The 17,621-nt window shown below is 44.4% G+C and carries 11 protein-coding genes; all 11 read left to right on the plus strand.

Annotated elements, in window-relative coordinates; all coding sequences use genetic code 11:
- The first annotated feature begins 5 nt into the window (after nucleotides 1-5).
- The 11 genes from serA (at nucleotide 6) to FHS68_RS04035 (ending at nucleotide 17,580) form a co-directional block, all read left to right on the plus strand.
- Nucleotides 6-1,913 (plus strand): phosphoglycerate dehydrogenase, encoded by a 1,908-nt coding sequence (gene serA, locus FHS68_RS03985; RefSeq protein ID WP_167267420.1) that lies wholly within the window; start codon nucleotides 6-8, stop codon nucleotides 1,911-1,913.
- A gap of 10 nt (nucleotides 1,914-1,923) precedes the next feature.
- Nucleotides 1,924-2,997, plus strand: a complete 1,074-nt coding sequence (locus FHS68_RS03990) for an aminotransferase class V-fold PLP-dependent enzyme (protein WP_167267422.1) — start codon at nucleotides 1,924-1,926, stop codon at nucleotides 2,995-2,997.
- A gap of 297 nt (nucleotides 2,998-3,294) precedes the next feature.
- On the plus strand, nucleotides 3,295-6,831 hold the full coding sequence (locus FHS68_RS03995; protein WP_167267424.1) for a PVC-type heme-binding CxxCH protein: 3,537 nt from the start codon (nucleotides 3,295-3,297) through the stop codon (nucleotides 6,829-6,831).
- 49 nt (nucleotides 6,832-6,880) lie between these two features.
- Nucleotides 6,881-7,618 (plus strand): ThuA domain-containing protein, encoded by a 738-nt coding sequence (locus FHS68_RS04000; RefSeq protein WP_167267426.1) that lies wholly within the window; start codon nucleotides 6,881-6,883, stop codon nucleotides 7,616-7,618.
- A gap of 163 nt (nucleotides 7,619-7,781) precedes the next feature.
- The gene (locus FHS68_RS04005) at nucleotides 7,782-8,891 is read left to right on the plus strand and encodes a Gfo/Idh/MocA family protein (RefSeq protein ID WP_167267428.1); all 1,110 of its coding nucleotides are present in this window, start codon (nucleotides 7,782-7,784) and stop codon (nucleotides 8,889-8,891) included.
- Between the two features lie 14 nt (nucleotides 8,892-8,905).
- Entirely contained in the window at nucleotides 8,906-9,754 is an 849-nt protein-coding gene (locus FHS68_RS04010) for a sugar phosphate isomerase/epimerase family protein (RefSeq protein WP_167267430.1), read from the plus strand.
- Between the two features lie 16 nt (nucleotides 9,755-9,770).
- Nucleotides 9,771-11,846, plus strand: a complete 2,076-nt coding sequence (locus FHS68_RS04015; protein ID WP_167267432.1) for a CehA/McbA family metallohydrolase domain-containing protein — start codon at nucleotides 9,771-9,773, stop codon at nucleotides 11,844-11,846.
- Between the two features lie 113 nt (nucleotides 11,847-11,959).
- Nucleotides 11,960-13,126: a cellulase family glycosylhydrolase gene (locus tag FHS68_RS04020; protein WP_167267434.1), complete on the plus strand. Its 1,167-nt coding sequence runs from the start codon at nucleotides 11,960-11,962 to the stop codon at nucleotides 13,124-13,126.
- Nucleotides 13,127-13,164: 38 nt separating this feature from the next.
- A complete protein-coding gene (locus FHS68_RS04025; RefSeq protein ID WP_167267436.1) occupies nucleotides 13,165-14,688 on the plus strand; it encodes a sulfatase family protein in 1,524 nt (507 codons plus the stop codon).
- Nucleotides 14,689-14,770: 82 nt separating this feature from the next.
- On the plus strand, nucleotides 14,771-15,805 hold the full coding sequence (locus FHS68_RS04030) for a T9SS type A sorting domain-containing protein (RefSeq protein WP_167267438.1): 1,035 nt from the start codon (nucleotides 14,771-14,773) through the stop codon (nucleotides 15,803-15,805).
- A 107-nt stretch (nucleotides 15,806-15,912) separates the two neighbouring features.
- Nucleotides 15,913-17,580, plus strand: a complete 1,668-nt coding sequence (locus FHS68_RS04035) for an FAD-dependent oxidoreductase (protein WP_167267440.1) — start codon at nucleotides 15,913-15,915, stop codon at nucleotides 17,578-17,580.
- The last annotated feature ends 41 nt before the right edge of the window (nucleotides 17,581-17,621 follow it).

Here is a 17,621-nt window from a genome sequence, read left to right on the forward strand (position 1 = left end):
ACTTCATGTCCATATTAACACTCAATCCAGCTCCATACATTATCATTGATTTTGACAGCACTTTTACCAAGGTGGAAGGGCTGGATGAACTCGCAATAATTGCGCTGAAAGGTCATCCGGAACAAGATCAGATTGTGCAAAAGATTTCTGACCTGACCAATAAAGGTATGAATGGCGAAATGTCGTTTGCCGACGGTCTGCGCCAGCGTATCGCGTTACTTAAAGCCAATCGTTCGCACATTGAAAGCCTTATTTCCTTTTTAAAAACGAAAATTTCGGATTCGTTTCTTCGGAACAGGCAGTTCCTTACCGAGAATGCGGATCAGATTTATATCGTTTCGAGTGGATTTAAGGAGTTTATTGTGCCTGTGGCAACGCAGTTAGGCATTCTGGCAGATCATGTTTATGCCAATGAATTCGTGTTTGACGAGGACGACAATATTATTGGGATTGACGAAGATAATGTGCTTTCAATGGATGGAGGCAAGATGCAAATCCTGTCTGCCTTAAATCTTCCTGGCGACGTTTATGCGATCGGTGATGGCTACACGGATTATGAACTGAAAGCTTCCGGATTGGCGAACCGTTTCTATGCATTTACAGAAAACATTGAGCGTCCGCGCGTCATGGCGGTAGCAGAACATGTTGCTACTTCGTTCGATGATTTTTTATACGACAACAAATTGAGCAGAAGCCAATCTTATCCCAAGAGCCGTATTAAGGTGTTGTTGCTTGAAAACGTACACCCAGCTGCCCAAAAGGCATTTCAGCGGGAAGGGTTTAATGTTGAATTCGTAAAAGGCGCATTGGATGAGGATGAGCTTTGCGAGCGCATTAAGGACGTTTCTATCATCGGTATCCGTTCCAAAACAATGATAACGAAGCGTGTGCTGGATCATGCGAATCGTTTGATGTCAATCGGTGCTTTTTGCATTGGTACTAATCAAATTGACTTGGACGAAGCGGCTAAACGTGGAATCGCTGTTTTTAATGCACCATATAGTAACACCCGTTCAGTCGTGGAACTGGCTGTGGGAGAAATGATTTTGTTAATCCGGAATATTGTAGGTAAGAGTAACTTGCTTCATCAGGGTATCTGGGATAAATCTGCCAGCGGAAGCTTCGAGATCAGAGGGAAGAAATTGGGTATGGTAGGATATGGCAGCATTGGAACTCAGTTTTCTGTCGTGGCCGAAGCGCTTGGGATGGAAGTCTACTTCTATGATGAGGTTGAGAAGCTATCCATTGGAAACGCGAGAAAGTTAAATTCTCTGGAAGATCTGCTCGCGATTTCTGATGTGATTAGCATGCATGTGGATGGTCGCAAGGAAAATACAAATCTGATTGGCAAACGTGAGTTCGACCTGATGAAGGACGGCGTTATTTTCATGAACCTTTCGCGCGGACATGTGGTGGATATTCACGCATTAGCCGACGCCGTTAAAAGTGGAAAGGTAGCGGGCGCTGGCGTAGATGTTTTTCCAAAGGAGCCCAAAACCAATAACGAAATGTTTGAAAGTGAGTTGCTTGGCTTGCCTAATGTGATCCTGACGCCGCACATTGGCGGCAGCACGGAAGAAGCTCAGGAAAATATCGGGCATTTCGTTCCTTCCAAATTGCTGGAATTTATGAATAATGGCAGCTCATATGGAAGCGTAAACTTCCCTGAAGTACAATTGCCGAAATTGAAAGATTCGCATCGTCTTTTGCATATCCATGCCAATGTGCCCGGGGTACTCGCTAAGTTGAACCATATTTTTGGGAAGAACAACATCAACATCACAGGTCAGTATCTCAAAACCAACGAACATATCGGCTATGTAATCGTGGATATCGAAAAAGGTTATACTGAAGAATTTATACAGGAAGTGAAAGAAATTGAAGGTACCATCCGCTTCAGAATGCTTTATTAGATTCAATACAATGTCATTAACTTATTTTACACCGGGCCCTGCGCAGCTTTACCCGACTTTCGAAAATCATTTACAGACTTTTGTGAGCGGACAGCTTGGTTCAATTTCGCATCGCAGTCAGCAATACCGGGATTTGCACAAATTTACCGTTGACCAGCTTCGCATGCTGCTGAGGGTGCCGCAAACACACGCAATTCTCTTCTTAGGATCGGCTTCTGAGGTCTGGGAACGTGTATTACTGAGTTGCGTTGAATTGGAAAGCTTTCATTTGGTGAATGGTTCATTTTCAAAAAAGTTTTATGACTACTCCAACGCACTGAACAAATATGCCCACAAGCTTGAAAAGCCTATGGGTCAGGGATTTACCGCAGAAGAAATAGAGGTGCCGCAATACGCTGAGCTGATTTGTGTAACGCATAATGAAACCAGTTCAGGAGTACAAATGCCTGTTTCTGAGATTCATAAATTGAAAGAAAAGAATCCGAATAAATTTATTGCAGTGGATATGGTTTCTTCCGCGCCGTATCCCGAGCTGGATTTTCGCATTATTGATACGGCTTTTTTCTCCGTGCAGAAATCTTTCGGATTGCCCGCTGGACTAGGAGTTTGGATCGTTAGTGAAAAATGTCTTCAGAAAGCCGAATATATTAGGAATCAATATTCCATTGGGGCACACAATGACCTTCCAACGCTATGGAAGAATGCACAAAGCAATGAAACGCCGGCTACGCCCAATGTCATGGGGATTTATTTATTGGGAAAAATTGCAGAAGACTTCAACCGAATTGGGGTTGGGGTTATGCGAAGGGAAACAGAGCAAAAAGCTGCACTGATCTATGAGTTCATCAAGAATGCTGATGGATTTTCATCCTTCGTGAAAGAAAAAGCCAGCCAATCTCAAACTGTTGTCGTTGCAGATACAATTTCTCCATCAGCCGATATCATCAAAAAGCTCAAAGAAAAAGGAATGGTAGTTGGTAGTGGATATGGTCAATACAAAAGCTCGCAACTCAGGATAGCAAATTTTCCCGCAACTTCAATCGAAGAAGTTGAAAGCCTGATTTACGAATTGGGAAAATTTTAATAGAATTTATTTCAGGAGTAGCGTGACCAGAAGGATGTCGACACGAATAGTGTTAAGACATCCTTTATTTTTTGTAAAAAGAAACAACGTTATCTGGAAATCGACATTGGAACGAATATTAAATGTCGGGTTCATTGAAGCAAAAAAAAATAATAACCGTCGTGAGCGCCAAAGATTTTGCGCGTGTTTCGCTTTACATTAGTTAAGGCCAACTTTGTGTCACCGGTTCAAAAAGTGCACTACGAAGTTTTGACAAGATTTCCAACTCAAAAAATCCATCGTTAACAATCACTTTAAATGAGTAAGTACAACATTATATTCATTCTAGGATTACTGGCATTGGGGTGTGCCAAAAGTAAAATGGGTTCATCTGCATCCAAAGCCAGTACTGCAAAGGGCAGGAGAGCAGAAGTTCTATTTCTCGGTCACAACAGTAAGCACCACGATTCGGGAAAGTACGCGCCCTGGCTTTCAGTGAAATTGTTCAAAAGCGGGATTAACATGTCCTACACAGCTGATCCCAACGATCTCAACCCTGAAAACCTCAGAAAATATGATGGACTGATCATTTACGCGAATCACGATTCCTTATCACCTTCGCAGGAAGCTGCGATGAAAGCTTTTGTAGAGGGCGGTAAGGGGTTAATTCCATTGCATTCAGCTTCCGGTTGTTTCCGGAATTCAGCCTGGTATATCAAAACAATTGGCGGCCAGTTTGCTTCTCATGGGGTTGGTTCGTTCAAAAATACAATCCTGAAACCCGATCATCCGGTGATGAAAGGCATAACCAACTTCGAAACCTGGGACGAAAGTTATGTGCACAAAAACCTGAATGCCGATAAAACCGTCATCGGCGAACGCGTGGAGGGAAATGTGCATGAACCTTACACCTGGGTGCGGAATGAAGGTAAGGGACGCGTTTTTTACACCGCATATGGTCACGAGGACAGCACCTGGACAAACAAAGGGTTTCTGGATTTGGTAAGAAACGGCGTACTATGGGCGGTTGGCGACGAAGTGAAAGCGGGAATTGCAGCACTAAATCTTCCTAATGTGGATATTTACGATTCAGACACCATTTCACATTATACCAAAAGGCATGTAGTGCAAAAAATGCAGGAATCGCTTTCACCAGCAGAATCCAACAAACTAACCCAGATACCTGCTGGTTTTGATATACAGCTTTTCGCATCCGAACCCGACATTACCAATCCGATTGCCATGGCCTGGGATGAACGCGGCCGACTTTGGGTGGTCGAGTCCGTGGATTATCCCAATACTTTCAAGGAAACAGATGGCGCCGCCAATGATCGGATCAAGATTTGCGAGGATACCAATAGCGATGGAAAAGCCGATAAATTCACCGTTTTTGCCGACAAGCTGAATATCCCGACCAGTATGGTTTTTTCAAATGACGGGATAATCGTCTCCATGGCGCCGGATTTCGTTTTTTTGAAAGATACCAATGGGGATGATGTGGCGGATGTGCGAGAAGTAATCATGACCGGCTGGGGCAAGAACGATACACACGCTGGTCCTTCCAATTTGCAGTATGGTTTTGATAACAAAATATGGGGTGTAAATGGCTACTCAGGCTTCAATGGGACAATTGATGGCAAAAAAATGACTTTCCCGCAAGGAGTTTATCATTTCAAACCGGATGGGAAGGAATTCGCATTCCTTGGAAATAGCAGCAACAATACCTGGGGATTGGGGGTGACAGAAGATAATAATGTGTTTCTGTCAACTGCCAATAATACCCACAGCGCATTCTATTCAATGTCGGGCAAGTACATGCAGCGGACGCTCGGAGATGACCAACCACCTGTTTTGGCTGTTCAAAAAATCGATGGGCACTATGATGCGCATTCGATGACGCCCAATTTGCGCCAGGTCGACGTGGTAGGAGGTTTCACTTCTGCGGCGGGACATCATTTTTATACTGCCCGAAATTTCCCAAAAGAATACTGGAACCGCATTGCATTTGTATCGGAACCAACGATCAGATTGGTACATAATGCTATTCTGGAACCGGATGGGGCAGGTTTTAAAGAAAAAGACGGCTGGAATTTTATGGCCAGTTCGGATGAATGGTTTGGCCCGGTACAGGCAGAAACTGGCCCGGATGGCGCAGTCTGGATTTCTGACTGGTACAATTTCATCATTCAGCACAATGTATTTGTTCCAGCCCAATCTCCAGCGGAATTTATAATGCCGTTCAAAGAGCAGCCTCACGGACCTGGAAATGCATTCAGCAGCCCAATGCGGGATCTGAGTCATGGACGGATTTATAGGGTTATTTATAAGAATGCGAAGAAAACAAATGCATTAAAACTCTCGAAAAATGATCTGCCGGGACTAGTAGCTGCATTGGAAAATGACAATATGTTTTGGCGTATGACCGCCCAGCGACTTATGGTGGAATCCAAAAAACTGTCCGTCGTTCCTGATCTCTACAAAATCATTAATAATCAAAAAGTGGATGAGATTGGATTGAATAGTCCCGCGGTGCATGCGTTATGGACTTTACATGGTCTTGGCGTTTTGGATGGTTCCAATGTGGAGGCTTTGCAAGTTGTAAACAAGGCACTTAGCCACCCCGCGGCGGGCGTCCGCAAAGCAGCGGCGAGTGTTCTGCCAAAAAATGAACAAAGCTTTGAGATGCTTCAGAAAGCGATCAAAGACCCAAGTCTCAATGCGAGATTAAGTGTTTTTATCGCATTGATGGAATTGCCTGCCTCGGAAAAAGTGGGGGAAGCAGTGTATAAGGCAGCATTGGAGGAGCAGAATGCAAAAGATCCCTGGTTATCGAAAGCGCTTCTGGCAGCGGCAATCCAGCATGAAAAAGGATTTTTGGCTGCTGCTCAAAAACAATCATTGAAATCTACATTCAGCGAACAAATCACTTCTGCACTGCAAAAGGAAATTTATCCATTGGGGAGAAGAAATAGCCTTCAATTTCCTCCGGATGTTACGGGCAAAGAGATTGCGATTAAAGCCAGTGTGATCAAAGCCAAAGACAAACCATTGCAGGGATTTATTGCCGGGCAGGGCGGGAAAGATGATGGATATGCATTGTATATCCAGGATGGCAAACTTATTATGGCTGTAAAGCAACATGGTGTAGTTATTCAGGCAGCAACAAGTGAGCCGCTTCCTGAGAAATTTGATGTGGTAGCACGCCTTAAAAAATCCGGAGATATCAGCATTGACATTGACGGAAAACAGGTGGCGAAAGGGAAGGCGCATATGTTGTTTGCAGCCCCATTAAGCAACAGTGTCAGGACTGGTGAAGATGTGGAAGGCGATGATAAAATGGGGACTTACGAAGGTAGATTTGGTTTTGTGGGTAATTTTCAAAAAGCGGTATTGGAATTAAACCGGCCATCGGACAATGATAAACCTGACAGCAGCGACCCTAAAAATATGGAAAGTTCTTCCGTGAAATCTTCCAATGCATTAGTGATTGAGTTGAAAGTGGAGAAGGAAATTATGCAGTTTGATAAAAAGCTGATTACAGTAAAAGCCGGTCAGAAAGCGGTTATCAACCTCGAAAACCCGGACGGAATGCAGCATAATTTGTTGATCATTAAGCCCGGCACTTTGCAGAAAGTGGGAAAGGCGGCCGATGAAATGCTCAGCGACCCAAAAGCAGCAGAAAAACAATATGTTCCCAAAATTCCGGAAGTACTTTATTCAACAAAACTTGTGAATTCCGGCGAAACAATCACACTCGAATTTACGGTGCCCACAGAACCTGGTGATTACCAATATGTATGCACATTTCCAGGTCACTGGCGAGGCATGAATGGAATCCTGCGGGTAGTAAAATAGCAGGTAAAGGCTTTTAGATTTCAAACCATCATTTGTTAACTCTTCAAAAATGACTTACTCGATTTCCAGATACTTACTTACTATCCTGCTCGTTCTCGCGGCTTTTGTGACATTTGCCGCAAAACCGACAGACAAATCAGTTAAAAAAGCGATACGCGTTTTACTGGTCGGTGGCGGCTCTTCACATGATTTCGACAAATGGTATAAAGGGGAAGATGTGCAGACTTTGCAAAAAGACGGCCTGGCAACTGTAGAATACACCAGCGACCCAACTACAATTTTATCCAAACTGAAAGATGTAGATGTGCTGTATCTCAGCAACAATCAGCCTATTGCAGATGAAGCAACGCGAAAAGCGATTTTTGCATTTGCAGATGCCGGAAAAGGGCTGGTATTGGCGCACCCAGCGCTTTGGTACAACTGGAAAGACTGGCCGGAATACAACCAAAAACTGGTAGGCGGCGGCTCAAATGGTCACAACAAATATGGTCCTTTTGATGTAACAATCACCAATACAAACCACCCTGTAACAAAGGACGTACCCAAGCAATTCGATTTGAACGATGAACTTTACTACTATATCGCAGATACTTCCGGAACGCCGATCGAAGTACTGGCAACTGCAAAAGCAGCCGATTCAGACAAAGTTTTCCCAAGCTTATTCATCGTAAAATATCCAAAAGGTAGGATTGTGGGAATCGCATTGGGCCACGATGCCGCGTCACATACGATCGCGCCGTATCAGACCATTCTGCGGAATGCAGTGAAGTGGGCGGCGGGGCAATAGTTTGCAGAACCGTTGGCAAAAGCCGACGGTAATTGAAAATTAATAAAAAATCAATTGCCGTCGGCTTCAGCCAACGGATATCTAGAAGAAGCAGAAAGTGAAGAAAAAATCAATCAAATAATCAATTGCCGTCGGCTTCGGCCAACGGATTAAAGAGAAAAATATGAGTCAAATTACAGTTGTTATTGTAGGAATGGGGTTTGGAAAAGAATTTATTCCCATTTATCAAAGTCACCCAAATATCAAAGCTGTCGGAATTTGTACGCGTAGTAAAGAAACTCGTGATGAGCTGACGGCAAAATTTAATCTGGATCCCAATCTGGTTTTCGAGCATTTCGAGGACGTTCCCAAAAGAGATGATGTAGATGCAATCCATGTAGTAACCCCGGTTCCTGAGCATGCAAAAATGACCTTGGCGTCGCTGAATGCGGGGAAGCATACAGCCTGTACCATTCCCATGGCCATGACGGTGGAGGACTGTACTGCCATTGTGGAAGCAAAACGGCGTTCGGGGAAGGTATATATGATGATGGAAACTGCATTATATACCCGAGAGTTTTTATATGGATTGAAATTGGCAGAAAGTGGTGAACTCGGGCGTATTCAGTTTGTCCGGGGATCGCACATTCAGGATATGAGCATGGAAGGATGGGGCGAATATTGGAAAGGCTATCCGCCTATGTTGAATGGAACGCATGCCATTTCGCCCCTTTTGAAAATCAATAATACCATTGCAGAAACAGTAGTTTGTCATGGCTCCGGCCGCCTGGGAGAAGATTTGGCCAGCAGATATGGTTCCCCGTTTGCTGTTGAGACAGCGACTTTCACATTGAGAAATTCGGATGTGATTGCGGAAGCCACACGTTCCTTATTCGATGTGGTACGCCAATATCGAGAGAGTTATGATGTATATGGCACCAAAATGTCGTTCGAATGGGAGCAGTTGCAAGACGAAAGCCACATTGTTTTTGATGGAGGCGAAAATGCAAAACGCATTGATGTGCCCGATACCGATGAGCTTTTGATTGAGCCGATCAAGCATTTCACGAAACGCGAAAAAATCGACGATCCGAATCACGTTTCGTTCCTGCAAGGCGCCGGACACGGAGGTTCACACCCGCATTTGGTGCAGGAATTTATGGCGGCCATTGTCGAAGGAAGAGATTCGGCGGTAGATGCAGCTTTGGCAGCCAACTACACCTGCGCGGGAATTTGCGCGCATGAGTCCGCGATGAAAGGTGGCATACGCGTAGCTATTCCTAATTTCGAATAGAAATAAACCCGCCTATGCTATTCGGAGCGAGCACTTTTATCTGGGTATCCCCATTTTCAACGCAGAACATTGACTTGCTTACCAAAGTGAAGCATATGGGCTACGATATTATTGAAATAGCGGTAGAGGATACCACCATTATTGACTGGGATTTAATCAAAAGCGTAGCCTCAGACCTTGACCTGAAAATCACTGTGAGCGGTGCATTTGGCGTAGAGCGGGACATTTCCAGCACCGAGCCACATTACCGCGAACTTGGTAAACAATACATAATCGATTGCATTAAAATCGCCGAAAATGTGGGTAGTCCCATTTTCGGCGGACCTGTTTATTCCGCTGTTGGCAAAACGCGTATTGTTTCGGAGGAACAAAAGAAGCAGGAACGTGCATGGTGCGTAAATACTTTGATTGAAATAGGAAAAATTGCAGAAGATCATGGCGTAGTGGTTGGTTTGGAACCATTGAACCGGTTTGAAACAGATATGATCAATACCGTTGATCAGGCGTTGTCGATTGTGAGTGAAATATCGAGCCCTAATTTGAAAATCGTGCTGGATACTTTTCATTCCAACATTGAGGAAAAAGATATCCCTGTTTCCATACGCAAAATCGGGAAGGATTTGCTTTGCCATGTGCAAGGGAACGAGAGCGACCGCGGAACGCCGGGAACCGGACATTTGGAATGGGAAGGGATCCGGAATGCATTGGTCGAGATTGGATATGATGGTGCAGTGGTGATCGAGACATTCGGCCAGCCGTCGAAAGAACTGGCAGCGGCGGCCTGTATCTGGCGCCCGCTGGCTAATAGTGCAGATGAACTGGCTAGCGAGGGACTGGAATTTTACAAAAGGCTCTTTTCCTGACATTTAAAATTTCCATATGCGCATTCTATTTGTTCTCTTTTTTGTTTTTAATGGTATTTTACTAAATGCTCAGATACCTGTCGATTTGAAAGGGTTTGACAAGAAAAAAGGCGCTCAGGCGACAGTTAGCGGCGAAACATTGCAGGTGGAGTGGCCAGTTGGAAATGCAGAATTTGGGAAAATTTTAATTGATTTAAGCAAAAATCAGCCTCTGATCAGCAGTTTGCAGATTGGGACAAAAGAGAAATTCAAAACCATTACCAGTAAGCTTGATCCTGCAATCATCCTCACAGTTGGCAAACGGGACCTGGTTTCACAAAATGGCTGGAATATTTTCTTTGATAAAACTGCCTACTTACCCTACAAAACCTATGCGGTTACCTTGGATAAAACTGCTGCAAAAGTGGTGACGTCCGGTTCGCAAACGGAAGTAATAGTTGCCGGAGCGACTGCTGGTCCGTTTACAGGTTCAATTAACATTACGCTTTTCAATGGAAGTCCGTTAATGAATGTTGCGGCGGTGATGACAACTACTTTCGATTCTCTGGCGGTGATTTATGACGCTGGTTTGGTAAGCAAGCAAACTCCCTGGGAAAAGTTATGCTGGTCTGATACTGAAAATTTCATCCGGAGCACCAGCATTGCTAAAATGGATAGTTCGGAAACGAAGCCTGTCAAATACCGTACGATCATCGGCGAAAGCAAAGAGGGTAGCCTCGCTGTTTTTCCGGCCCCGCACCAATATTTTTATCCTCTTGATAATTGTTACAATTTTGAACATGTCTGGTATGGTCAAAATTACAGGAACTTGGTTCCCGGTTTTGCTATCGGCATTCGCCACGATTTGTTGGGGGATCGGCGATGGGTTCCCTGGTTCAATGCACCGCCGAATACGCAGCAACGGTTTAACTTCTTTTGTTTGCTCAGCGGCGAAAAAGATGGTAAGGTATTGGAAAAGGTAAAAGCATTCACCCACAGCGATACTTATGAGCCACTTCCAGGCTATTATACCATGTCGAGCCATTTTCACCAGGAGCATGTGGACGATGTTTTTACAAAGAAACCTCTACCGGATATGCCGGGTTTTGTTAAGGCATTCAGGAATACGGGTGTTAACATTGTGCATTTGGGCGAATTTCATGGGCCAGGAAGTCCGCGCGGCCCCGAAGCGAAACGATGGCCCGAAATGAAAAGCATGTTCAGTGAATGTGCCAGGCTTTCGGGAGGGAATTTTCTGCTTTTGCCTGGTGAAGAACCTAACAATTTTTACGGCGGACATTGGATGAATATTTTCCCCAAACCCATTTACTGGCTTATGTCGAGGGAAAAAGATCAGCCATTTGTAGAGGAAAGTAAAGAATACGGCAAGCTTTACCGAATCGGGAACAAGGAAGAAATGCTTAAACTGCTTGAAATAGAGAATGGTCTCGCTTGGACTGCTCATGCCCGAACGAAAGGATCGACAAGTTTTCCTGATAAATACAAGGAAGAGGCCTTCTATAAATCGGACCGTTTTCTTGGCGCTGCCTGGAAAGCAATGCCAGCGGATTTATCCCAGCCTAAATTAGGAAAACGGGTGCTGGACCTGATGGACGACATGGCCAATTGGGGTCAGAAGAAATATGTAATCGCCGAGGCCGACCTGTTTCGCATTGAACCTAATTATGAGCTTTACGGGCATTTGAATGTCAATTACCTACAATTGGAGCAACTTCCGCGTTTTGAGGATGGCTGGCAGCCGGTGCTGGACGTGATGGAAAAAGGCAAATTCTTTGTCTCGACAGGCGAGGTATTGCTACCTTCATTTACGGTGAACAATGTACAGGCTGGTGAAACGACGAAGGCAGACTCAAAAGGTAATGTTGAGGTCAATCTGAATATTAAATGGACTTTTCCTTTGAACCGGGCGGAAATCATTTCCGGAGATGGGAAAGAGGTATTTCACGATATTGTGAATTTGAATGGTACTGAGGCTTTTGGACAAAAAACATTTCATTTTACCCAAAATCTGAAAAATAGAAAATGGGTAAGGTTGGAAGTCTGGGATGTTGCGGCAAATGGCGCATTTACGCAGATTATCTGGCTCGAATAGGTCGCATAAACTTACCTGGAATAATGAGCGGTTGGAAATAGTTAATGCCGAGCCAAGTATAGAAAGCAAAAAGGCACCTCTTTTTAAGTAAAACTATTAAATCCTTAGTTTGAATGAAATTATTAAAAGCAACGATTTGGGCAGTCACAATCTGCCTTTCGTTCCAAAGTTGCGCTAAAAAAGCGGAGAAAAACAAAGAAGATACAACTGCTGGGGAGGAATCTGCGGCTAGTCGTGAAATCTGGACCAAAGAGCAGGCGAAGGAATGGTATGCCAAACAGGGATGGCTGGTAGGGGCGGATTTCCTGCCAAGCACCGCTATTAATCAGCTGGAAATGTTCCAGGAGACTTCTTTTGATACTGCCACCATCAATCGTGAGCTTGGCTGGGCAGAAGACATTGGCATGAATACAATGCGGGTATATCTGCACGATTTATTGTTTCAGCAGGATTCGGCAGGTTTCGTAAAACGGCTTGGTGTATTTCTGGACATTGCCCAGAAACATAAAATCAAACCAGTATTGGTATTGTTCGATTCGTGCTGGGACCCTTTCCCAAAACTGGGAACGCAACGCGCGCCCAAACCAGGTGTGCATAATTCTGGCTGGGTACAGAGCCCCGGATTTGAAGCATTGAAGGATAGTACGCAATATCCCCGTTTGGAGAGATATGTAAAAGGTACTGTTACCGCATTTGCCAATGATGATCGGGTGCTGGCCTGGGATGTCTGGAATGAGCCTGACAACCCCAATACGAGTTCTTATGGAAAAGTAGAGTTACCAAATAAGGTCGATTATGTGATTCCGCTTTTGACAAAATCATTTGCCTGGGCACGTTCGGTAAATCCTTCGCAACCATTGACATCCGGCGTTTGGGCGGGTGACTGGACTTCACACGAAACATTGAAACCGATTGAAAAAGTGATGATCGACGAATCGGACATCATCACTTTCCATAACTATGAGGATGCAGCAGATTTTGAGAAGCGTATCAAGCAATTACAACAATACGATCGTCCATTGATCTGCACCGAATACATGTCGCGCGGAAATGGAAGTTTTTTCAAAGGCTCCCTACCCATTGCGAAGAAATACAATGTGGGGGCCATCAACTGGGGATTAGTCGATGGAAAATCGCAGACTATTTATCCATGGGATAGCTGGAAGAAAACCTATACCAAAGAGCCAGACTTATGGTTTCACGACATTTTCAGAAAAGACGGAACGCCGTATAAGAAGGAGGAAACTGATTTGATTAAGAGTTTGACGGCGGCGAAATAATAGGTATTTAACTTTTAACTTACCTACACCAATTTAGCATGCTTTTGCGCCTATTATTCGTATTGACTATCTTTCCGTTCCTTGTTTTTGGGCAGAAAAAACAACAAAAACCAAATGTAATCTTCATTTACGCGGATGATGTGGGCTATGGGGATTTGAGCTCTTATGGCGCTGCTAAAATAAAAACGCCAAATATCGACCGCCTGGCGAAGGAAGGCATACGTTTTACAAATGCACATGCGACGTCGGCCACTTGTACGCCGTCGCGATTTGCACTCATTACCGGCAAATATCCCTGGCGTCAGAAAGGCACGGGCGTTTTACCCGGTGATGCCTCCCTAATCATCCCTACAAACCAACTTACGCTACCCGCCGTTTTTCAAAATGCAGGATACAAAACCGCATCTGTAGGTAAATGGCATCTTGGATTGGGAGAAACGAATAAGCAAATCGACTGGAATAAACCCATCACAAAAGGGCCGAATGAAGTGGGCTTTGATTATGCGTTTTTCTTCCCTGCTACCTCCGACCGAGTGCCTACTGTTTTTATAGAAAATCACGATGTGCAAGGTTTGGATATAAATGATCCTATCGAAGTGGATTATTCGAAACAGATTGGAAATGAGCCGACTGGAAAGGAAAATCCTGAATTATTGAAGCTGCCAGCGTCTCCCGATCATGGTCACAATAATACGATTGTGAACGGCATTGGTCGCATTGGGTGGATGACCGGCGGTAAGCAGGCACGCTGGACCGATGAAGAAATAGCACATGTATTCCTGTCAAAAGCTGAGCAGTTTATGGAGGAGAATCGCGCAAATCCATTTTTCCTGTATTTTTCCCTAAACGATATTCACGTACCCCGCATGCCCAGCACACCGTTTAAAGGTAAAAGTCAGATGGGTTTGAGGGGTGATGTGATCCTGCAGATGGATTGGACGGTGGGTGAAATCCTGAAAAAACTGGATGAACTGAACATCGCAGATCAAACGCTGATCATTTTTTCAAGTGACAATGGTCCGGTCCTCGACGATGGGTATGCGGATAAGGCTGTGGAATTATCAAAAGGACATCATGCTGCTGGCGTCCTTCGTGGAGGCAAATACAGTGCTTTCGAGGGTGGAAGCAGGGTTCCCTGGCTTGCCCGCTGGCCACAAGCGATCAAGCCGGGCGTCACTTCCGATGCATTGATTTGTCAGATAGACCTGATCGCATCATTTGCACAATTTTTTCACCAAAAAGTCGAGAGTGAGGATGCTGTTGACAGTTATAATGTAATGGACGCGCTTATTGGAAAATCGCAAACGGGCAGAACATTTCTTATCAAACAGGGTGGGGCATTGTCTATCACGCAGGGAACCTGGAAATATATCGAGCCAAGAGAAGGGAAAGCAGTGCAGGAACTGACTAATACGGAGACTGGAAATAATGTTAAACCGCAATTATATGATTTGAGTAAGGATATTGGTGAGAAAGATAACCTGGCAGATAAGTATCCGGCAAAAGTGAAAGCGATGAGTGCTGAATTGGAGAGAATTAGGGAAGCGGGTCGGAGTCGGTAGTTTTTACTACCAAAAAATATTTACTTCTACTAAGTGACCATTACAAATACTTAACGTCTAAAGCATAAACCTTGACTTGTTTATGCGGACATTCTCCTTATTTCATCTCGTAAGAGCCTCTATTATTTGCCTGACTCTTTTTACCGCTTTTCAAAGCGATGGGCAAACGACTTATTTGCGGCAAAGTTTCGACAAAACCAGTGGCCTGATCAATCCTTTGCCGGATAGCACGCAGTTTAGCCATGTTATCCTCACGGCACCAGCGCTTTCGTATCACAAATTCCATAAAGGATACATCGAGCTCACCCGTACCCAGCAGGATTCCGCTACGGGAGGAATCATCCGGGTTATGCGCGCCACACCCTTTTTGCCCAGTCCAAAAACACTTTTGATTCAGATTACCCTCAGTGCAGAATCGATCCAGTCGAAAGCGGTTAATGCGATTTATTTTTATGTTGGAGAAGATTTCAATCCGGTCAACAATTCGTTTCCTGGCAATGGGCTTATGTTTGGCCGATGTGCAATCAACTTCACCGGAAATTCATTTATCATCAAAGATCCCGAAACGCAAGTCGCCAGCAAACCCATTGATGTCAAAAAAATGGTTACTTTGTCTTGGGTACTGAATAATTCATCCGAGGATTTAAAATACCAATTGTCTGCACACGGCGACAAGGAAACCGTTTCTCCCGGAAATTACGACTTATGGGTAGACGTTGAAGCGATCCATAAAGGAACCGAAGCCTACCCCGGAAACTCGCCTTTCTCGCCAACTAAACTTTCAAATTTTGAAATTCGATATAGGAATGGCCTGGGCCAGATCCGCATCCACGACATCCTGATTCGCGAAGGAAATTCAGTAAAAGAGCCTGAGGAAAATGTAATCATGCCAAATCCGGTTTCAGGTCATTCATTTATAATCAATGCCAAAAATATGAATCTCGCTACCCTGAACATTACGAGGTTAAATGGCCAAGAATTGCCTTTCGAGAAAGAGGTGCTTTCTGCAGGGCGCACGGAGATCCGGTTGGGCAGGTCATTGAATGCAGGAATGTACGTTCTCCATTTTCTCGATTTAGATAAAAAAGATAGATTCATCCGGTTCGTAGTAGAGTAGTGGCGATCGGCTCATTTTGCTTTATCGATCAGTAGATCGAATAGGGGATATCTTTCTATTAAAGCGAACTACTCCCATATCCCGACTTCTAAAATAATTCAACTAATATGTACCAAGTGAATTTTGCCAGATCGATTTCCTCTGGCATTTTTTTAGGATTTATCCTGCTCGGCTACACGGTTGCTGGTCAGCAAATCGGAACTGCATATGAGGCGGATGTGATCATCTACGGAGGTACTTCCGGGGCCGTCACAGCGGCGGTTCAGGTTGTTAGGTCCGGCAAAAAAGTCATTGTCGTATCTCCGGATAAACATCTTGGTGGATTGTCGGCAGGCGGGCTAGGATTTACAGATACGGGCAATAAGTCGGTGATTGGTGGACTTGCCAGAGAATTTTACCATCGTGTTTACAATCATTACCAAACCGATGAAGCCTGGGTTTGGCAAAAAAAGAATGAATATGGCAACAAAGGTCAGGGAACGCCAGCGATGGATGGGACAGAAAGGACCATGTGGATTTTCGAGCCGCATGTTGCAGAAAAAGTTTTTGAGGATTTTGTAAAAGAAAACAACATTACTTTATACCGTGACGAGTGGCTGGACAGGAAAAATGGCGTTGAGAAAGAAAATGGTATTATCATCGCATTCAAGACATTGAGCGGAAAGACATTCAAAGGGAAAATGTTCATTGATGCTACTTACGAAGGCGATCTGATGGCCGCAGCAAGCGTAAAATACCATATAGGCCGAGAGGCCAATAGGGTATACAACGAAGAATGGAATGGCATTCAGCCGGAGGTTTTCCAGCACGGGCATTATTTCAAAAAGAATGTGAGCCCATATAAGATCGAAGGAGATCCAAAAAGTGGATTGTTACCCTACATATCTCCCGAGCAGATCGGTAAGAAAGGTGATGGAGATAACAAAATTCAGGCTTATTGTTTTCGGATGTGCCTGTCATCCAGTCCCGACAACCGCATTCCATTCGCAAAACCTGCCGGCTATGATCCCAAGAAATACGAGTTGCTGGCCAGGGTTTACAAAGCCGGCTGGACGGAAACATTCGATAAGTACGATGACATTCCCAATAAAAAAACAGATACCAACAATCACGGCCCATTCAGCACAGACTATATTGGAATGAATTACGACTATCCCGACGCTACTTACGAGAGGCGAAAGGAGATTATCAAAGAACACGAAAGCTACCAGAAAGGGTTAATGTACTATTTGTCCAATGATACCAATGTTCCTGCGGATGTGCGGGAAAAAATGAATGTGTGGGGACTTGCCAGGGATGAGTTCAAGGATAATGGTGGTTGGCCACATCAAATATATGTTCGGGAAGCCCGTCGCATGATCGGGATGGGAATTATGACGGAGAACGAAACATTAGGTAAAAAACCAGTTTCCCAGCCGATAGGAATGGGTTCCTATTCATTGGACGCGCACAATGCGCAACTCTATGTAAAAGCGGATGGCTTTGTACAAAACGAGGGGGACATCGGGGTGCATCCCAAGCAGCCTTACAGTATTTCTTATGAATCAATTGTTCCTAAAAAAGCGGAATGTCAGAACCTGTTTGTCCCTGTTTGTCTTTCCAGTTCGCACATTGCATACGGCTCAATCCGCATGGAGCCGGTTTTTATGATTCTCGGCCAAAGTGCAGCAACGGCTGCTGTGATGGCAATTGACAAAAAAATTCCAGTTCAGGACGTTGATTATGGTCAGTTGAAGGAGCAGCTTTTGAAGGATAAACAAAAACTTGAACTGTGATCAAATTGTGATTTGTCTTATTTGCATAATATTGCAGTAAT

Source organism: Dyadobacter arcticus, assembly GCF_011762185.1.
Lineage (GTDB): Bacteria > Bacteroidota > Bacteroidia > Cytophagales > Spirosomataceae > Dyadobacter > Dyadobacter arcticus.

Excerpts from the sequence above, each read along its gene's own strand:
- serA (WP_167267420.1), top strand. The coding sequence starts at position 6 with ATGTCCATATTAACACTCAATCCAGCTCCATACATTATCATTGATTTT.
- FHS68_RS03990 (WP_167267422.1), top strand. The coding sequence starts at position 1,924 with ATGTCATTAACTTATTTTACACCGGGCCCTGCGCAGCTTTACCCGACT.
- FHS68_RS03995 (WP_167267424.1), top strand. The coding sequence starts at position 3,295 with ATGAGTAAGTACAACATTATATTCATTCTAGGATTACTGGCATTGGGG.
- FHS68_RS04000 (WP_167267426.1), top strand. The coding sequence starts at position 6,881 with ATGACTTACTCGATTTCCAGATACTTACTTACTATCCTGCTCGTTCTC.
- FHS68_RS04005 (WP_167267428.1), top strand. The coding sequence starts at position 7,782 with ATGAGTCAAATTACAGTTGTTATTGTAGGAATGGGGTTTGGAAAAGAA.
- FHS68_RS04010 (WP_167267430.1), top strand. The coding sequence starts at position 8,906 with ATGCTATTCGGAGCGAGCACTTTTATCTGGGTATCCCCATTTTCAACG.
- FHS68_RS04015 (WP_167267432.1), top strand. The coding sequence starts at position 9,771 with ATGCGCATTCTATTTGTTCTCTTTTTTGTTTTTAATGGTATTTTACTA.
- FHS68_RS04020 (WP_167267434.1), top strand. The coding sequence starts at position 11,960 with ATGAAATTATTAAAAGCAACGATTTGGGCAGTCACAATCTGCCTTTCG.
- FHS68_RS04025 (WP_167267436.1), top strand. The coding sequence starts at position 13,165 with ATGCTTTTGCGCCTATTATTCGTATTGACTATCTTTCCGTTCCTTGTT.
- FHS68_RS04030 (WP_167267438.1), top strand. The coding sequence starts at position 14,771 with ATGCGGACATTCTCCTTATTTCATCTCGTAAGAGCCTCTATTATTTGC.
- FHS68_RS04035 (WP_167267440.1), top strand. The coding sequence starts at position 15,913 with ATGTACCAAGTGAATTTTGCCAGATCGATTTCCTCTGGCATTTTTTTA.